This window comes from Paenibacillus aestuarii (assembly GCF_027789125.1).
Taxonomy (GTDB): domain Bacteria; phylum Bacillota; class Bacilli; order Paenibacillales; family NBRC-103111; genus Paenibacillus_E; species Paenibacillus_E aestuarii.
Genome location: NZ_JAQFVF010000027.1, coordinates 213,780 through 231,296, shown reverse-complemented (window position 1 = coordinate 231,296; position 17,517 = coordinate 213,780). Strand labels below are relative to the sequence as shown.

At 51.9% G+C, this 17,517-nt stretch carries 22 protein-coding genes and 1 riboswitch; of the genes, 7 read left to right on the top strand and 15 right to left on the bottom strand.

Annotation, left to right across the window (positions count from 1 at the left end):
• Positions 1-9: 9 nt before the first annotated feature.
• From O9139_RS13635 to O9139_RS13620, 4 genes are all read right to left on the bottom strand, one after another.
• Entirely contained in the window at positions 10-825 is an 816-nt protein-coding gene (locus tag O9139_RS13635) for a DUF2935 domain-containing protein (protein ID WP_270880031.1), read from the bottom strand.
• Positions 826-949: 124 nt separating this feature from the next.
• On the bottom strand, positions 950-1,258 hold the full coding sequence (locus tag O9139_RS13630) for a hypothetical protein (protein WP_270880030.1): 309 nt from the start codon (positions 1,256-1,258) through the stop codon (positions 950-952).
• A gap of 109 nt (positions 1,259-1,367) precedes the next feature.
• A riboswitch (cyclic di-GMP riboswitch) is annotated at positions 1,368-1,460 on the bottom strand.
• A gap of 118 nt (positions 1,461-1,578) precedes the next feature.
• Positions 1,579-2,805, bottom strand: coding sequence for an MDR family MFS transporter (locus O9139_RS13625; RefSeq protein WP_270880029.1), 1,227 nt, complete (start codon positions 2,803-2,805; stop codon positions 1,579-1,581).
• A gap of 194 nt (positions 2,806-2,999) precedes the next feature.
• The gene (locus tag O9139_RS13620) at positions 3,000-4,037 is read right to left on the bottom strand and encodes a glycine-rich domain-containing protein (RefSeq protein ID WP_270880028.1); all 1,038 of its coding nucleotides are present in this window, start codon (positions 4,035-4,037) and stop codon (positions 3,000-3,002) included.
• Between the two features lie 152 nt (positions 4,038-4,189).
• Between O9139_RS13620 and O9139_RS13615 the strand changes: the two genes are divergently transcribed.
• Together O9139_RS13615 and O9139_RS13610 are read left to right on the top strand one after the other, a co-directional pair.
• Positions 4,190-5,077, top strand: coding sequence for a TIGR01777 family oxidoreductase (locus tag O9139_RS13615; RefSeq protein WP_270880027.1), 888 nt, complete (start codon positions 4,190-4,192; stop codon positions 5,075-5,077).
• 70 nt (positions 5,078-5,147) lie between these two features.
• Positions 5,148-5,642, top strand: a complete 495-nt coding sequence (locus O9139_RS13610; RefSeq protein ID WP_270880026.1) for a glutathione peroxidase — start codon at positions 5,148-5,150, stop codon at positions 5,640-5,642.
• 48 nt (positions 5,643-5,690) lie between these two features.
• Here the strand turns inward: O9139_RS13610 and O9139_RS13605 are convergent, their stop codons facing one another.
• The gene (locus O9139_RS13605) at positions 5,691-5,915 is read right to left on the bottom strand and encodes a DUF1450 domain-containing protein (protein ID WP_270880025.1); all 225 of its coding nucleotides are present in this window, start codon (positions 5,913-5,915) and stop codon (positions 5,691-5,693) included.
• The gene (locus O9139_RS13600; RefSeq protein WP_270880024.1) at positions 5,915-6,217 is read right to left on the bottom strand and encodes an iron-sulfur cluster assembly accessory protein; all 303 of its coding nucleotides are present in this window, start codon (positions 6,215-6,217) and stop codon (positions 5,915-5,917) included. The genes O9139_RS13605 and O9139_RS13600 overlap by 1 nt, the downstream gene beginning before the upstream one ends.
• A gap of 194 nt (positions 6,218-6,411) precedes the next feature.
• Between O9139_RS13600 and O9139_RS13595 the strand changes: the two genes are divergently transcribed.
• The 5 genes from O9139_RS13595 (at position 6,412) to O9139_RS13575 (ending at position 9,512) form a co-directional block, all read left to right on the top strand.
• Positions 6,412-6,771: a winged helix-turn-helix transcriptional regulator gene (locus O9139_RS13595; protein WP_270880023.1), complete on the top strand. Its 360-nt coding sequence runs from the start codon at positions 6,412-6,414 to the stop codon at positions 6,769-6,771.
• 41 nt (positions 6,772-6,812) lie between these two features.
• A complete protein-coding gene (map, locus tag O9139_RS13590) occupies positions 6,813-7,559 on the top strand; it encodes a type I methionyl aminopeptidase (protein ID WP_270880022.1) in 747 nt (248 codons plus the stop codon).
• A gap of 19 nt (positions 7,560-7,578) precedes the next feature.
• Positions 7,579-8,691 (top strand): sporulation integral membrane protein YtvI, encoded by a 1,113-nt coding sequence (gene ytvI, locus O9139_RS13585; RefSeq protein WP_270880021.1) that lies wholly within the window; start codon positions 7,579-7,581, stop codon positions 8,689-8,691.
• 189 nt (positions 8,692-8,880) lie between these two features.
• A complete protein-coding gene (locus tag O9139_RS13580; RefSeq protein ID WP_270880020.1) occupies positions 8,881-9,072 on the top strand; it encodes a hypothetical protein in 192 nt (63 codons plus the stop codon).
• 248 nt (positions 9,073-9,320) lie between these two features.
• Entirely contained in the window at positions 9,321-9,512 is a 192-nt protein-coding gene (locus O9139_RS13575; protein WP_270880019.1) for a DUF2524 domain-containing protein, read from the top strand.
• Positions 9,513-9,561: 49 nt separating this feature from the next.
• On the opposite strand, the gene O9139_RS13570 is transcribed toward O9139_RS13575, so the two are convergent.
• The 9 genes from O9139_RS13570 to O9139_RS13530 form a co-directional block, all read right to left on the bottom strand.
• Positions 9,562-11,316: a DHA2 family efflux MFS transporter permease subunit gene (locus O9139_RS13570; protein ID WP_270880018.1), complete on the bottom strand. Its 1,755-nt coding sequence runs from the start codon at positions 11,314-11,316 to the stop codon at positions 9,562-9,564.
• Positions 11,317-11,327: 11 nt separating this feature from the next.
• Positions 11,328-11,969 (bottom strand): HlyD family secretion protein, encoded by a 642-nt coding sequence (locus O9139_RS13565; RefSeq protein WP_270880017.1) that lies wholly within the window; start codon positions 11,967-11,969, stop codon positions 11,328-11,330.
• Positions 11,970-12,103: 134 nt separating this feature from the next.
• Positions 12,104-12,334 carry a hypothetical protein gene (locus O9139_RS13560; RefSeq protein ID WP_270880016.1) on the bottom strand — a complete coding sequence of 77 codons (231 nt, stop codon included), beginning with the start codon at positions 12,332-12,334 and terminating at the stop codon, positions 12,104-12,106.
• A gap of 71 nt (positions 12,335-12,405) precedes the next feature.
• Positions 12,406-13,317, bottom strand: coding sequence for a M14 family metallopeptidase (locus tag O9139_RS13555; protein WP_270880015.1), 912 nt, complete (start codon positions 13,315-13,317; stop codon positions 12,406-12,408).
• 113 nt (positions 13,318-13,430) lie between these two features.
• Positions 13,431-14,240 (bottom strand): glutamate racemase, encoded by an 810-nt coding sequence (gene racE, locus O9139_RS13550; protein ID WP_270880014.1) that lies wholly within the window; start codon positions 14,238-14,240, stop codon positions 13,431-13,433.
• 112 nt (positions 14,241-14,352) lie between these two features.
• The gene (locus O9139_RS13545; RefSeq protein ID WP_270880013.1) at positions 14,353-15,402 is read right to left on the bottom strand and encodes a polysaccharide deacetylase family protein; all 1,050 of its coding nucleotides are present in this window, start codon (positions 15,400-15,402) and stop codon (positions 14,353-14,355) included.
• 75 nt (positions 15,403-15,477) lie between these two features.
• The gene (locus tag O9139_RS13540) at positions 15,478-15,900 is read right to left on the bottom strand and encodes a disulfide oxidoreductase (RefSeq protein ID WP_270880012.1); all 423 of its coding nucleotides are present in this window, start codon (positions 15,898-15,900) and stop codon (positions 15,478-15,480) included.
• A 178-nt stretch (positions 15,901-16,078) separates the two neighbouring features.
• The gene (locus O9139_RS13535; RefSeq protein ID WP_270880011.1) at positions 16,079-16,369 is read right to left on the bottom strand and encodes a hypothetical protein; all 291 of its coding nucleotides are present in this window, start codon (positions 16,367-16,369) and stop codon (positions 16,079-16,081) included.
• Positions 16,344-17,504 (bottom strand): glucose 1-dehydrogenase, encoded by a 1,161-nt coding sequence (locus tag O9139_RS13530; RefSeq protein WP_270880010.1) that lies wholly within the window; start codon positions 17,502-17,504, stop codon positions 16,344-16,346. Before O9139_RS13530 ends, O9139_RS13535 begins: the two co-directional genes overlap by 26 nt.
• Between the last annotated feature and the right edge of the window lie 13 nt (positions 17,505-17,517).

The window sequence follows — 17,517 nt, the reverse complement described above, 5'->3', positions numbered from 1 at the left end:
TTCCTTCTCTTAATTCTCGATTCTCGGTGCCTTTGCTTGGCTTGACGGCTTTCTCGTACCTGCTACTTGCGAGAGCTTTTTTAAATAATAGAGCTCTTCTCTAAGCATATGATCAGCCATTAACGGTGTCAGCGTGCCCAACGTCTCATAAGTCAAACACTGCTCTTCCAGCTCCCGCAAAAACTCGATGAACAACGTCATCTCCAGATCCGCTTCTTTATTCAAACGGCTCAGCGCCGGAAATTGCTGCACATTGGTGCGGAGAAATTGCGCAAACTCCACAGCTTTTATATAAAAATCTTTGAACTGAACAATAAAATGCCGGCTCATCTCTTTGCGCCTATGCTCCGTCAGATCCAGATTGTCCTCAATCGCAGCGGCGTGGCCATAAGCGTCCTGCAGCCATAGCAAATGCAACTGCAGCGGACTCGGGGACGGCGGCACTTCATGATTCAGCAAAAAGCCCATCACGCGCAGCGCCTCCTCCGCCTCGTTCACCATATGATTCAGGAACGCCGGCGGCAAATTCAAACCGATTGTGCCTGTCACGTGGCGCTCCAGCAGGTGCAGTTTAAAGGCTCGCAGCTCCTGCGCTTTGAGATACGATTGACGGTTTAGACTTGTGAGCGCTGCAGTCCCAGGGTTCCCCTGCGCAACTTCCAGCAAATGGTCCAAAGTCTGTATGAAACAGCGAGCGCGCTCCATCTCCTCACCTTCATCGGATGTGAGAGCATGATGGATAAATCGGGCGTGGTCGCCAAGCACTTGCAGCCAAAACCGCAGCTCATCAAGCGCAGGTTCTTCATAATCCAGCGTGAATTCCATGATTTTTCCTCCTAGGCATTCGAGGGGTTCTGTATCCAACATATGTGCTGGCGCCTATTCGGGTGCGCTGAACTTTATTGTGACAAGCCAAGGTCGGCGGGAAATAAAAAAAGAACGGATAGGCCTATTGCGGCTGCACCGTTCTCCATTTGGATGTAAGGATTTGGTAAAGATTCGTCAAGAAAGCTTCAACTTGCGATAATGGCGGGATTTTGACCGAGAGCTTCACTTCGCCCTTCCAGTAAAAAATCAGAATGCTATTGTGCCGTCCATGGAACATCTCCACATCCCAGCATGTTTCACGCAATGCGTACTCTTCACGATTGTTGATCGTGAGCATAGGGCCGTCCGAGGAAGAGACCAGCCGGGCGACATGGTTACCGCATACGGATGTAAGAATTTGCTCTTCATGTAGCGTCAATTCAGACTGCATGGGGCTTGCGGCCTCCTTTTATAATTTGTAGAAAAAAATAAAATGATGACAGTATATAAAACCCGCCTTTAAGAACCGATCTTAGGGGGTGTCTTGGAACGCCCTGTCGTTCGGCAGCTGGCTGGCAGCCGTCCTTATAAGGAACAAGCGAGCCCCTGTAGCTTTGCGTCGCTGGCTTTCGCCAGGTTTGCCCTTATCGTGATGTTAAATAGCGAGATGTATCGAAAACTGTCAAAAGTTGATAGTCTTACCATCAAGAATAATAGATGTTCAATCGAATTCGAATAGTTCTCAAGTCCTATTTTTTCATATTTCAATCCTTATTGCCGATTCGACACTTCCGAGCTGATTTCCAGGCTGGACGGCTTCTGTTTGCCGACGTGGTAGAACATGGTTCCCGCTACGGTAACAACCGCCATGATTGCATACAGCGAGCTTCCGCCATATGAAGCTAGCAGCAGGCCGCCAATCCACGGACCCATGAAATGTCCAAGGTTGGTGAGCGTTTGTGCGCCGAAATAAGTGCCACGCATATGCTCCGGCGCCAGTTTGTCCACAAGCATGCTGGCCGCAGGATAATTGAGGATTTCCCCAAGCGTAAACACGGCCATCGAGATTACGAACATTACGATGGAATGCGAGAGCGCAAAGCCTACATCCCCAAGGGCAAAGAGCAGATTGCCGACACTGATGGCGATGATCGGCGTGTACCTCTCGGCCCAGCGTGCCAGCGGGATCTGCATGACGATCACGACGATGGCGTTGACGCTCATGAGCATCGCAAACATTTTCACCCCGTCTGCAAAGCTATGCTCCAAGTATTGCGACAACGTCACCATGACTTGCGAGTAGCCGATGGCGCCGATAATGCCGCCGAGCATATACAAGCGGAACGTCGTATCATTACGGATAACCCGCCATGCGGAGGCCAGGGTGACGGGCGCTTTTTTCTCGCCTTCGATCTGCTTGATGCCGAACGCATTCAACAGCGCCAGCAGGATCACCGCGTACACAAAGTACACGATCCCGGTAATGAGAAAAGGCAGCGCACCATCCATCGAGGCAAAGAAAGCGCCAAGCAAAGGTCCCACCGCAACGCCGACGTTAATGGCCAGATAGCGGAGTGAGTAAACTTTGAACCTTTTGGCCGGCTCTGTTAAATCGGCCATCAGCGCTTGCGAGACCGGTTCATAGAAGGAGCGGCACAAGCCGTTCATCATGTTCAGCAGCATGAACCAGACGGGCAGCTTCACCAGTGCGAAGCCAGTGAACACAAACGCCCAGCCGAACAGCGCAACGAGCATGATGAGCCGCCGGCCGAAGCGGTCTGACAAGGCGCCGCCAATAAAGCCGCCGAAGGTCCCTGCCAGCGCGCCCATGCCAACTACGACGCCGATCATCACTTCGCTCATCGACGTGTTGCGCGACAAGTAGATGGCTAGAAACGGCAAGCTCATGGAGGCTGCCGCCCGCGCCATGACCGTTCCAAGGATTAACGTATGTACGATCGGATGATAAGCATGGAGAAAATCCCGAAAACGGTTCATGCCGAGTGGCCTCCTTTAATAGGATGTTTATATGAATTAACCTAAGGTTAAGGAATCCTACTTGAAAGCCCTATTATACACGAAAAATGACGAGCTGTGTCTGTTTTTGCGCAAAAAAAACCTCCAGTTCCGCCGCCGAGGGGGAACTGGAGGTTTTGGCGCGGGGTGCGGCGCCTTCGCAGGCAGCCGCCGCCTCAACTGCTGCAGCCGGAAGAAGAGCAGCTGGAGCTCGAGCTCGAGCAACTGCTGCCTCCGCCGCTGTCGCCAGACCCGCCGTCAGAGCCGCCTCCCGAGGAGTCGTCGGAACTGCCGCCGTCCCAGCTGCCGTCAAAGCTGCTGCAGCCGGAAGAGGAGCAGCTGCTCAAGTCCCGTTGCTGCCGCTCCAGCTCCCCTTCAGGCAGCACTCCCAGCATGCTGTCAGCGTAGCTGTCTTCACCGAGCATCGAGAAGAACATCATCGCCCCAGCCATGTACAGGATGCCATTGCCGGCAGCTCGCTCATGCGCCCACTCCGTCTCTTCAAACCTGTCACTCTCAGCGGCGTGCTGCGCTTCACGAATCGCTTGCTGCACGAGCATGCGGATCGTCATCTCCGCCTCCGGATCGTGCTTCGCCTGCTCCAGATCAAACCAGCGGCTGGCAATCTCCGTTTCATTGCCAGCCAGCAGCAGATCCATCCGCTCCCGATCGAGCGGATATCGGAAAAAGCCGCCCCAGCACATCCGGCTGGAGGGAGCCATTTCAAATAAATGCGCGTAGATCCAATCGAACCAAGCCCGCTCCTCGGGCATCTGTTTGGGTTCCCGCTCCGGCGCATGGTGAATGATCCTTCTAGCGAAACGCTCCCCGAACCGCTGGTATTCCCTTGTAAACATCAGCATTTCATGCCAGATGGCATCAATGGAGGAGCTGAACATCGGCGTGCTTTTTAAAATAAGGTTCATCAGAAAAAATCGCTTTAATTCAAACCATTTGCAAGCAAACTCATCATCACTCATCCGCGGATGCTCCGATAAGACTCGGTGCTTCAATCTCTCCGCATAATCCGAAGGAATGGCGCTTTCCAGTCTGAGTACCGCTTGTTGCAGCGGAACTCCGGGAAGTAAGCCCAGCCCTGCCGGCAACTGCGCAGCATCGTAGCGAAATGCAGGCGGCCTTTTCTGGGCAGCTAACCTGCGCGATGGCTTAGATCCAGGTGAAGGCGCGAATAATTTGCGAATAAACTGAAACATCGTACATCCCTCCTATTTCCAATATATCATAAGACTGTTAAGTGGATGTGCAACGAGTTGGAAAAGATTTCTACAAGCGCCTATAATAAAGTCAAGACGAATATAGACTTTGCACGGTTTTATTTTGGCAACCAATGAAAGAGGTGTTCCTGATGAAAATAGCAGTGACCGGCGGCACCGGCTTTATCGGTGGCCGCTTAATTAAGCATCTGCGCAGCGGGGGCCATGAAGTGGTTAACATTTCCCGCACGCCGCAGCCTCCGGATCTAGGGGTGACCACCGTGACCTGGGATGAGCTGCAATCTTCCCCAGTCATCTTGGAAGGCTTCGATGCCATCGTCAACCTGGCTGGAGAGTCGATTAACAGGCGCTGGACGAAGGAGGCGAAGGAGCGCATCCTCCGTTCCCGGCAAGTGGCAGCAGCGCAAATCGCATGGGTCGTGGAGCGTTTGCAAGCCAAGCCCAAAGTTGTGATCAATGCAGCCGGCATGTCCATCTACGGCACCTCTGAGACGGAGACGTTCGACGAGCGGTCGCCGCATCGGGCGGTCGATTTTTTGTCGTCCGTCTGCGAAGCCTGGGAGCATGCCGCCGACCAAATCCAGGGAACACGGCTGGTCAAGATCCGAGTCGGCCTTGTGCTGGACAAACAAGAAGGCGCCTTCCCCTTAATGGCGCTGCCCTACAAGCTAGGCGTCGGAGGGCGCGTCGGAAGCGGCAAGCAGTGGATGTCATGGATCCATATCGAAGACATGGTTGGATTGATCATGTACTGCATCGTGAATGAGACGATCAGCGGCCCCGTGAACGCCACAGCGCCCCATCCAGTGACGAATCAGGAATTTGGCAGGAAGCTGGCCCGCACGATGCATCGCCCGAATCTGATGCCGGTGCCCGCCTTTGTGCTGAGGCTCATCTTCGGCGAATTGTCTACCCTCTTGCTGGAAGGGCAGAAGGTGCTGCCGAGAGCGCTGCTGGAATACGGCTACACCTTCAAATTCGAAACTGTAGAGCAGGCTTTTGCCGATATGCTCAGTTAACATCTGTTCAATCCAGTCATAATTGTGTAAAATTAATTTGTAACCAATCAATGTCAGAAGGTGAGCCATCATGAACGTTTTTGATTTTCAGGCCCTTACGATCCGCGGCGAAGATCAAGCCTTGAGCGAATACCGCGGACAGGTACTGCTGATTGTGAATACGGCGACCAAGTGCGGATTCGCCCCTCAGTTCAAAGGGCTGCAAGCGCTGCACGACAAATATAAAGCAGAAGGCTTCAGCGTGCTCGGCTTCCCGTGCAACCAATTCAAGGAGCAGGAGCCCGGCAGCGACGCACAGGTAGAGCAAGCCTGCCAGCTCAATTTCGGAGTGAAGTTTCCGCTGTTCGCCAAAATCGATGTCAACGGCGCGGACACCCATCCGCTGTATCGCCACCTGAAGCAGCAGGCGTCCGGTATTCTTGGCTCCAGCATCAAGTGGAATTTCACCAAATTCCTTGTGGATCAAGAGGGCCGTGTCATTAAGCGCTTCTCGCCGACGACCAAGCCTAGCAAGATTGAAAGCTACATCCGCAAGCTGCTCGACAAATCCGCTGCCCACGTGTAGCACAAAAAAAGCATGCTGGCCACTAGAGCCTGCATGCTTTTTGCTTCGCTATTTCTTCACGTATTTCTTCGCTTTTTCAATCGCTTCATCCTCAGTCGCGCCTGTTACATATCGTCCATTAATAAATATAAAAGCAAAACGAGAACATGGACCGCAATAGGACTTGCAGGCCACTTTGACGTCCGCGTCCGGCGCGATCGCTTTCAGCTTAGGCAAAGCGGTCTTCACTTTCATATGCTTGCATTTATCACAAATGCGAATATCATTCGGCATTAGTGGTCCCCGTGGTTCCCCTTGCTAGGGTTCGTAATCATGAAGCCTTCCTCAGGCACGTAGAAATAGTCGATACGGATACCATCCAGCAGCGGCTCGTTCTTGTCCAACAGAACATCGATGCCTTTGTCTGTGCTGACAACAACGTCATCCTTGTTTTTATCATCAAGGCCCAAACCATAGTGGGCGTGGTCGCCATGCTTGTGCGTGACTTGTACGCGGACCATTAGGCCTTTGTTTTCTTCTTTGTCCAGCTCCAATTGAAGAACTTTTGCTGCGTTGCGGGAAATTTTGACGTTCATATGTACACATCTCCTGAAACTAAAGTTTTATTTCTTATTGTAAAGAATCGAGGAGCTTAAATCAACCTTCACTGACTTGCTTATTTAAGATCGTCTCTTTAAAATAAATAGCAGCGGATAATATGCACACTAAGTACAACTTTTTAACTTACTTACCTATACGTTAGTGACCTTACTTGAAAGGAAGCGTTCATATGTCTACCCTTGAGAATGAGAAAGTCGCACCACTCAGCAATTACGTACCGAAAGAGCCCAAAGTGATCGAATGCTCCATCGAACGGACGCTTGAAGTTATCGGCGGTAAATGGTCGTTTCTCGTCCTGCGCGAATTGTTTTGCGGCACACGCCGGTTCGGCGAGCTGCAGCGGCAAATCATGGGCATCAGCCCCAAGTCGTTGACCGACACGCTTCGGCATCTGGAGGAGCATGGCGTACTGGAAAGAACCGCCTATCCGACCGTTCCTGTCACCGTGGAGTACACCTTGACACCGAAAGGCGAAGATTTGCATCAAATATTGAAAGAAATGAAGTTATGGTCCGCAAAATGGACATAATGAAAGATTAGGGCTATCCGAGCAGAGGAGTGAACAACAGCATGATTACAATTAAATCAAAAGAACAAATTGAAAAAATGGGCCATGCCGGCCGTATTCTAGCGGATTGTCATAAAGAAATTGCCAAAATGATCCGCCCGGGCATCACGACATGGGAGATCGACCAATTCGTTGAGAGCTTCTTGGCGAAGCACGAGGCCATCCCTGAGCAGAAAGGTTATCGCGGCTATGAGTACGCCACATGCGCATCGGTGAACGATGTCATCTGCCACGGCTTCCCGAAAAAAGAAGCGCTGCAGGACGGCGACATTGTGACCATCGATATGGTCGTACGTAAAGACGGCTGGCTGGCTGACTCCGCTTGGTCCTATGCGGTCGGCAACATTTCGCCGGTTGCAGAGAAGCTGCTGAAAGTGACGAAGGAAGCGCTGTACAAGGGCATCGAGAAGGCGGTTCCAGGCAACCGCATCGGCGACGTCTCCCATGCCATTCAAGTGTATGCGGAATCGCAAGGCTTCTCCGTTGTCCGTGATTTCATCGGGCACGGAATCGGTTCCGAGATGCACGAAGAGCCGCAAGTGCCGCATTACGGACCGGCTGGCAAAGGACCGCGCATTAAAGAAGGCATGGTTTTCACTATTGAGCCGATGCTTAATGTAGGCAAATTCCATGCCAAGATAGATCTGGACGGATGGACTGCACGCACGGTCGATGGATCCCTGTCTGCACAATACGAACACACCATTGCGATTACGAGCCAAGGACCGATTATTTTGACCGAACAATAATTGCCCTGGAGGTATCCGAGTGATTTCCTTTTACAAGAGATATTGGAGGACGGCCTTTGATATCGCATTGATCGTTCTCACGGTCTATTTATTCATGCTGATCTTCAGCTACTTGTACCGCATCGCGACGCCGATCTTCCTGGCTCTGGTCATCTATGCGATGATCGAGCCTCTGGCCCGCGTTTTACATCGGAGAGGGATGCGGAAGTCTATCGCCTCCGCTATCTCTACGCTGTTGTTCGTCCTTATCATTCTGGGCGCGCTGGCCGGGGTGGTTGTGATTTTTACAAGTCAAATTATGAATTTGGTCAGTCGCATCAATGATTATCAAGCCGTTTTCCAGGCCGAGATCATCAACCGCCTCAGTGAATTAAACGCTCAATTTCAAACCTTGCCGCCGGATGTGATTGCCAAAGCCAAGGATTATGCGGGCCAATTCGCCGGCAAAGTCTCGCAGTTCCTGGTTCATCTCCTGTCCGGCATGGTGAACTCCTTGACTTCATTCTCGACCTTCATGTTCAATTTCGTCGTCGGCATCGTGCTCGCCTACTTCCTCAGCATTGAAATTGAATCGTGGAAAAAGCTTGCTCAAGACAAGACGCCGAATACGTTCAAAAACGCGTACTATTTCCTTAAAGAAAACGTCGTCAAAGGCATCACTTCCTACATAAAAGCGCAGTTGAAGCTGATCTCGCTTACTTTCATCGTCGTGTTTGTTTCACTGCTCGTACTGAATGTGAACAATGCGTTCTCCGTCTCGCTGCTGTCGGCTGTTTTTGATGTGCTGCCGCTGCTCGGTGTTTCGACGTTGTTCATTCCTTGGATCATTTACTTATTTATCGTCGGCAACACAACGCTGGCCATCTGGCTCTCAGCCGTACTTCTGGTCGTCATCTTGGTCCGGCAGATCATGGAGCCCAAAATTACGGGAGAATCGCTTGGCGTATCCGCTTTTACAACGTTGGCGTTCATGATTATTTCGCTCTCCTTATTCGGCGTTGCCGGGGTTATTCTCTCCCCTGTGCTCATTATCCTGATCAAAGCGCTTTACAATCAAGGTTATTTGCAGCGCTGGATCCGCAAGCCGGAAGACGAATATACTGAGGGCAGCCCGCCTTACACGGGTCCCTAAATTACGCTGCTTTAGCCCTCTATTAAGCCCCTTTCTGCACAATGCGACATTGTCAGGAAGGGGTTTTTGACATGTTGCCAACCTGAATTAGGGCTATCCTCCCCTTGCAATAGCTAACATCATGTGTTATATTAAAAGTGCGTCAAATCAAGATTTTCACTTCAAAAAGTTAACATAGGAGTGATGAAAATGGCCAACAGCAATGTTCAAATCCCGCAAGGCGACGAGCTTATTTATGTGGAAATGACTGTCAAGGAAGCGCTTGCGCTAACCGGCGCTAAATTTAACGCTAACCACAAGCTTGAGACAGAAGCGCTCAAGAAATTAAAGCGCTCTCTTGCAGACAAACTGCTCACATCGAACCACTATTCGTCCCATTAACACACATACATTTATGACCCGGGAACGATGCCCGTCATCGTTTGCCGGGTTTTTCATTTTGCATCAATTCCGGTAAATTGCTCATAATAACTGGGCATCTTGCGATGCGCTCATTTTCAAAGCAAAGGAGTGAATACCATGACAGACAACAAGCAGCAAGGCCATGCTAGTCAGAATACGACGACGCGCACTTCCGATAAAAGCAGTCAAAAAGGCAAAAAGTAAGATTATCGATAGGAGGTCAGAGCATGATCGAGAATTTGGAAAGCAATTACGATTGCGCCCATGCGGGCAACGACCTGCATAGCTTGCATGAAGAGCTTGCGCAGCACAAGGCTCAGGGCGCCACTACGCAAGAGGCGCAGGAGCAGTTGAACCGGCTTGAGAACCAGATTCGTTTTATCGAAAATAAATGCTCCATCCACCCTAGCGGTAAATAAAAAAAGGGGGTGTCCTTAAGCCTTATGGCTGAGGACACCCCTTTTGATTTCATGACACCCGCTTCACGCGGCGAATGAAAAAAGCAAGCACCAGCGCTACAGCGGTGATCCCGGTTGCAATCAAGAACGCATCATTGATGCCGTTGATCGTCGATTCCTTCACGGCGGTTGCATAGAGCAGCACCGACACGAGTTCCCCGCCGATGGCGGCAGGCAGATGCGCGATCGCGGCAAATCCTTGGCTGAGCCGGCTCAGCTCGTCCACGATATACGGGTTAGTGGACGTAAAGGTCGTGCTGTCGTTCGCCAAGTGAAAGTTGGACCTGCTGCTCATTACCGTTACGAGCAGGGCTGTCCCTAAAGAGCCGGCTACTTGCCGCAGCGTATTGGACATGGCCGTCCCGTGGCTGTGCAAATGCCGCGGCAGCTGGTTCATGCCTTCCGTCATGATCGTCATCATCATGAACGACATGCCGAACATCCGCAGACAATATAGCAGCAGAATGTGGTTATACGACGTGTCGGATGTTAAGTGACTGAACTCATACGTCGTAACGGTCGTAATGATCAGCCCCACAACGGCCAGCCAACGTACGCCGATCCGGTCGAAGATCATGCCGGCAATCGGCTGCATGATGCCCATGAGAATCGCTCCTGGGAGAAGGAGCAGACCGGAGGCGAGCGGCGTAAACCCGCGAATGTTTTGCAAATAAATCGGCAGCAGTATCATCGCGGCGAACATCGCCATGTTAATGATCGAACTGACGATCGTTGTCAACGTAAAGATGTTGAACGTGAACACGCGCAGATCGATCATCGGTTCTTTCACGGATAACTCCCGCCACACGAATAAAATCAGGCTGATCACCCCGAGGGTTAACGTGCCCAGCACCCGAAAACTGATCCATCCGGCAGATCCGGCTTCGCTAAAGGCGAACAGCAGCCCGCCGAACCCGACGGTGGAACATAGGAATCCCCAGAAATCAAAGCGGACTTTAGACATTTTGGTCACATTCCCGAGCAGTAAGACCGCGAGAATAATATCGATCAGGCCGATGGGAAGGACGATGTAGAACAGCAGCCGCCACGTATACGTCTGCACGATCCAGCCGGATAAGGTTGGGCCCACCGCCGGGGCAAAAATCATGGCAATCCCCATCGTGCCCATAGCACTGCCCCTCTTTTCCGGCGGGAACACGGTCAGGAAAACCGTCATCATCAGCGGCATGATAATCCCTGCGCCGGAAGCTTGAACGACCCTCCCGGTCATCAGTATGGCAAAATTAGGAGCGACCGCGCAGATGAGCGCTCCGGCCGTGAACAAGACCATGGCCGTAATGAACATGAAACGGGAACCGAATCTCTCGATTAAGAAAGCCGTGATCGGAATCATGACGCCGTTCACCAGCATATACCCGGTCGTCAGCCATTGCACGACATTCGCCGAAACATTGAAGTCGGTCATAATATGCGGAATCGCCACATTGATGAGGGTTTGATTCAATATGGAAACAAACGCGCCAAGCATAAGTACGGTCAGCAGCTGACCGACCTTGATTTCGCCCGACGTACGGGATCGTTTCGAACGTTCTTCCGCTCGCTCATCCGGCTGTACGGAAAGCTCGTGCTCACCGAACAGCTCGTCCGATATCTCGAGAAGGACATGAGCCGGCTCTGGCAGAGGTGAATAACGCCCCTCCTCGACGACCTCCTGACGACTTCTTTTTCTATGGAGCACAAGCCAATTCGCCGCCAAAAGCACCGCTACACTAAATAAGGCATAGATGATCAGATACCTATTCATAGGCTCGCTCCTTATTTATGTATTCGCGCTGTGACACTCATTCCCGGAACAATGCCTAATCCGCGGTTGCCTTCAAGTGAAACAGTCACGGGGATCACCTGCGTCACCTTTGTATAGTTGCCGCTCGTATTGGAGGCAGGCATGAGGGAGAACGTCCCTGCTGTCGCCAAGCCCAGTTTCTCCACCCGACCGGTCAAAGTCGTCCCCGGGAACGCATCGACATAGACATCGACCGCCATGCCGACCTTCACATCATTCAGCTCCGTTTCCTTCACATTGGCATTGACCCACAGCTTGTCCAGGTCATACAAGTACGCCAGCGGAGAGCCAGGAGAGACAACAGTGCTCACGACCGCACTTTGTTGAACAATCGTCCCTGCTTTTGGCGCAGTGATGTCGACCGTTCCCGTCGAAGTTAAGACCGTTCCGATCCGTTCCCCTGACGAATATTTACGCCCCATTTCCCCCGACCAGTCCGTTAGCTTACCTGCCGACGTTGATGTTACCGGAATCTGTTCACCTGTGATTTGAGCATTATTCGTCGACAAATAATTAATCGATTGGTTGTAAAAGTAGTAGCCTAAGCCGGCTCCTCCAACCAGTACAATGAGGAGAACAATGTTGAGTACGATTAATCGTGCTGTGCCTTTCATGGTTACAACGTCCTTTCCATGGTAATCTTGCCATCAGAACTAATATCCCCTCAAAAAAACGGAATATGTGAACTAAAAAAGTAAAGAATCCCTTCTCCTGCTCCCGCAGGATAAAAGAGATTCCTTCGCTTGAATCAGTTGATGCGCTTTCGCGTAAGTATACACGGAACACCATGGCCAACTGCCCCTGGTTCCGACATCTTTTCCAAATACCGCAGTCCGCGCTCGCACGGTGTTTTACAGACCTTGCATGTGGACGACTCCACGATTCTCATCGTGTACTGCGCTCTTGACGACATCTCTTTTTTCTTTTTCTTACTACCTTTGCTGCCGCTGCTCTTGCCCTTTTGCGGTTGTGGCGCCATACTCATTCCTCCCGACAGGATCTGTCAACAGTATATGAGCTGGGCGTGGAACGGTTCGTGCTAGGCAAGGCCTAGTTTTGGCTGCTTGTCTGCAGATACCCCCTGCTGCCAAAGGCAAGTCCCTGAAGCAAAATCGGGGCTATCTCTTCATACAGCGCTGGGTATGTCTCAAACGGGAGCGGATTCACGCCGCTGCCAATTTCAATCGTAAAACCCGGGCGGCGGTATTGTTGGATGAACCAGTCCTTGTAACCGGCATCGCTGTCCGTCAGATTGACCGCCTTGTACCCGCTGAGGCTTGCCAGCTGCTCAGCCATCATCTCGGATTCCGGCGGCTCATAATCGCGATAGTTCCAATATATTTCTTGCCCCTGTGTATGCAAAGCCATAACCATATCAAACGAATAGCACTCCGTGAACGCAGCGATCGCCACCGCTTCCGGCTCCGTCAAAGGGGCCTCTCCGCCATAATCTCGTTCGCCAGGGCCATGCACTTCCCTACGCGCCGCCTCTTCCTCCCAATGGGCTGGGAATTGATCGTTGAGGTCCACTCCGCGAATATTGGCTTTCCAATTGCGAAAATCGTTGGAACCGCCATTCCATGCCAGCAGCGTCTCTCCGTGGGGATGCTCGGGTGTAACCCCCTCCAGCACCAGCTCCACGCCATCCGGGTTGAGCATCGGGACAACCCACAAGGTGGATTCGGACAGCAGACGCCGAATATTCCAGCCGCGCCATGCGGTGCCTATGGCGTAGGCCATTGAAAGTTCTTCCAGGAACTGCATCAAGAGCGGCGTCGTAATCCATTCATTCGCGTGTATCGACGCGTTATAATGAATCCTGCAGCTTCCATGCCCAATCGCGATCGCAGGAATGCTTTTACCCATCACACTGTAACCAATCGTTTCAAAACGCAAAAACGGATAGATCCGGCCCAGTCGCGCCATTTCGTTGCCTAATGTCCAGTAACCGTACCCTTCCACTCCATCACCCCATAGCTGATTTCTAGCACTGTCACGCTATGCTTATGCAGGCACACCGGGAATCATGCGAAGCACAAAAAAACCGAGCAAGCTCGGTTCAAGTGCTTTCCTATTCATAAAATTCTAGGCACCTGCCAAACGACAGGAGTGATCGAAAGCTGATCTTTCAGCCAGCTCTCGGCGATTTTCTTAAACACTTCCGTTTCACCGCTGCAAAAAAACTGATGAATCGGCAACGCACCCGGCTCCGCCAGCATCCGGCGATGCGACAAGATCGCGCTGATCTCCCGCGCGGTTTCATCTGCGGAAGAAATAAGCGTCACGTTCGGACCCATGACCTTCGCAATCGCCTGAGCCAGAAAAGGGTAATGCGTGCAACCCAGAATCAAGCAGTCAATCGGTTTGCCTACCAGCTTACGCAGCGATTGTTCAACGACAGCGTCGGCCTCGTGCGGCTCGAAGAGCCCTTTTTCCACAAATGGCGCGAGCAGTGGGCACGCCTCACTGTATACCTGGATACTAGGCGCAATGGATCTGAGCGCATGCACATAGGCGTTGCTGCGAATCGTGCCATCCGTCCCAATGACGCCAATGACACCGCTTCTTGTCGTTTTGATCGCTGCCCTAGCGCCAGGTGAGATCACACCGAGCACGGGAACGGACACGCGGGACCTGATGTCTTCGATAGCTACCGCCGTCGCTGTGTTGCAGGCGATGACAATCATTTTCGGATTAAATTGAATTAAATAATCGACAATTTGCCGTGTAAATGTCCGAACTTCCTCAGCCGGACGAGGCCCGTACGGACTTCGGGCCGTGTCCCCGAAATAAATCACTTTTTCTTGCGGAAGCTGTCTCATGACTTCTTTAACGACAGTTAATCCTCCAACTCCCGAGTCAAGAACGGCTATTGCTTGCTGCACACACACACGCTTCCTTTACCGAGTGATAGACCTGCGGAACCTCATGGTTAGAATATGAGCGTCCAAGCTCAAACGTACCTGAGATACCGGCTTCACCCGGTAAGATCGCGACCTATTTATGCGGCTGCAGCTCGTTCACCAGCGCGAATTCATAGCCTTTTTTCTTAATCTCCTTGCAAATACGGTCCAAGGCCTCCATATTTTCTTTGGATCCCTGATGCATCAAAATAATATTGCCGTCATGCAAATTGTTCATGATATCGTTGTAAGGATCTTCGGCACCGTTTTTTCTCGGTTCCCAGTCGCGCATGGCCGTGGACCAGAAGACCGACGTATACCCCATCTCCGACACCAGGCTCAAATTGTGCATGTTGTAGCTCCCGTACGGAAAGCGGAAATACTTTTCCACTTCTTTGCCAGTAATCTTTTTGTACATTGCTTCAAAATCAGTGATCTCTTTCTTAATCTGCTCATCTGACAACGTATTAAAATCTTTATGCGTCATCGTATGATTCGCAATGAAATGACCATCCGCAACGAGACGTTTCAAATAATCCGGATTTTTCAAAATATTATTGCCCGAAATGAAAAAGTTGGCCTTCACGCCATTGTCTTTGAGTGATTTAAGCATTAAATCGACCTCAATGAGCGGTCCGCCGGCGTCGATGGTTAGGTAAACTTTTTTACCTGTGCCTACCCAGACTGCCTTTTGATCGGCTGTGAACGACTTCGTCTCTTTCGGAAAATCAGGGACTTGACCCGTTTTTTTCTTCATGTAATACCAAGAAAAGGGTGTTCGATCACCGGTTGCAGGCGTCGCTGCCGGTTTGGATGCAGATGCGGATGCCGCTGGCTTAGGCGTGCCTGCAGGAGTTGCCGTTGCCTTCGGATCGGGCTTCTCTTGCGGGGGCGGGGTGGGGCTCACACTCGGCGCCGGCGTTGCTGTTGAAGCGTGGGTAGCCGGGGTAGCCGCAGGCTTAGGAGTCGCGGCGACGCCGGTATGGGGAGAAGAATTCGTATTCGCACTCGCTGTTTCCGCTGGTGCGCTAAGTCCTTGTTCAGGGGGAATTGCGCTGAATTTAATGTCGGTACAGCCAAGAAGGGATCCGCTTAAGACTACGAACAATGCAGTTAATGCAGCTTTTTTGGCAAATGGGGTCATACTGGCACCTCGTCCATCGTTTGGAATTTCACAAGTTCCAATTCGACAGCGCCTGACCTTTCACCTGCCAATTTTCTACTTTCTGGCAGCCCGAAATGTCAAATATTGCAGAATGCTGATCAAAATAAACGCAGTCCCTGCCAACATCGGGATCGTAATAAACCCGAACCAATTCAAATAATCCACATCACACGGAATCGGTCCGCATGCCGTTGCTTCCTCATGAACTACTCCAGTTTGCAAGAGCACATGGTAGATCGAAATGCAGGCTCCCCAAATCGTCATCGGCAGCACATACATGGCAATCTGATGCTCTCTGCGCACTGCTGCAATCCCCAACAGAATCACCTGCGGATACATCAAAATACGCTGGTACCAGCACAATTTGCATGGCAGCCAATTCAAAATTTCAGAAAAATAAAGACTCCCCAGCGTCGCAATGAGCGCGATAAACCAGGACAGATGTAACCCATTGTCTCTCAACCATTTTTTCGACATTTTTGACTCCTCCTCGTTCTCTATCATTATAGAAAAATATAGAAGAGAAGTCATCCCTCTGGCTCAGACACTTCCGGCATGACCCGCTCTGGGAAGCGGATTTAGCAGAGATTGAGGATGCTAGATAACGAAGCTGGAACAAAAATGAGATTAGTTGAGAATAACAGTCGGCGCAAGGTCATGGTGGATGAGGAGGCCAGAACTCTATCCTCCAAAAGATTTTGTCCACGTTATTGCTGATTCCGCCAAAATAAACAAAATATCCTGCTATATTTGCAGGATATTTGCTCAAAAACACATATTTCACCGAATCATCCTGCTGCATTTGCAGGATAATTCCTCCCGTACTTGGCCCAAGCGCACGCAGAGCTGGCTCGAAGCGGACTAACGGCTGACGCACGCAAATCGCCGTTTCCGCACCAAGCCCCTCCTCCGCTCGCCGCTCACACAGAGAAGCTGTACGCGACATCCCGCGACTGCTCCACCAATCCGCTCCACTGCTCACGCGGTACGATGTCCACGACAGCCTTGATCGGAATGCTTTTGAAATCCAGCGTCAGCAGATCTTCGAGCTGCATGCGGTTCGTCACCACCCGGGCCAGCCACCCCGGGTACATCTTCTCCATCTCCTGCAAGCGGTAGATGGCTGTTTCAAAATCTTTGCGCGCCGCGTTCACCGAACCGAGCACGCATTTGTTTTCGAGGACCATGCTCTGATTGAGCATGTCCGCGCCGATCTCCAGCTTCCGGTCAGCTGGAGTCACCCCAAGCAGCGCCAAAACGCCGTTTGGCGCGAGCACAGCCATAGCCTCGAAGGCAAGCGGGCTGTAGCCCGTGCATTCGAGTATCAAATCGATCGGCTTGCCGAGTCCGTCGGCATAAGCCGTTAAGGTCTGCGCAGAGCCAGCCGCGCCGGCCTGCTGATACACGGCGCCGCAAGCCTGCACGAGCTGCGCCTGGATGCCGTCTGGCGGCGACATCGACCAGACGTAGACGTTCAAGCCCAGCACGCGGCAGGTGATCGCCGCCAGCAAACCAAGCGGACCCGAGCCCAGGATGAGCGCGGTTCGCGGTTCCCAGATCAGCCGCTGCTGCACGCGCAGCACCTGATCCCACACCTTCTCGACGATGCTTTGCGGTTCCACCAGCATCCCGTATTCGAGCAGGCCCTTCGGTACCGGCACCAGATAGCGGGCTTCCTCCTTGTAATACTCGGAGAGGAAGCCATGCGCCCCGACAATGCCGCGCTCAACATATTTGCCTGTCTGACAAAAGTCCGCGTGTCCGTTACGGCAGTTGACACAGCTTAAATCCTTGCACGGCCGCCGCACGATTGCCGTAACCAGATCACCAACCTGGAAGCCGCTTTCCGCTCCGGCCTCAGCGACAACCCCCAAGGATTCGTGACCGGTCGTCAGGTCATCCTCTCCCTCGGGTGGTGTACCATATTTCTCCTGTAGGATTTCCCGATCCGTCCCATCCAATCCCACCGCCAACACGCGGACCTTGACCTCCTGCGGATGGGTGAGCACGGGATCATCCACTGTCTCCAGCGCGATAGTCGGATTGCCGTGGCGCAGCTGTTTCACCCGAATTGTTTTCATGATTACACCTCTC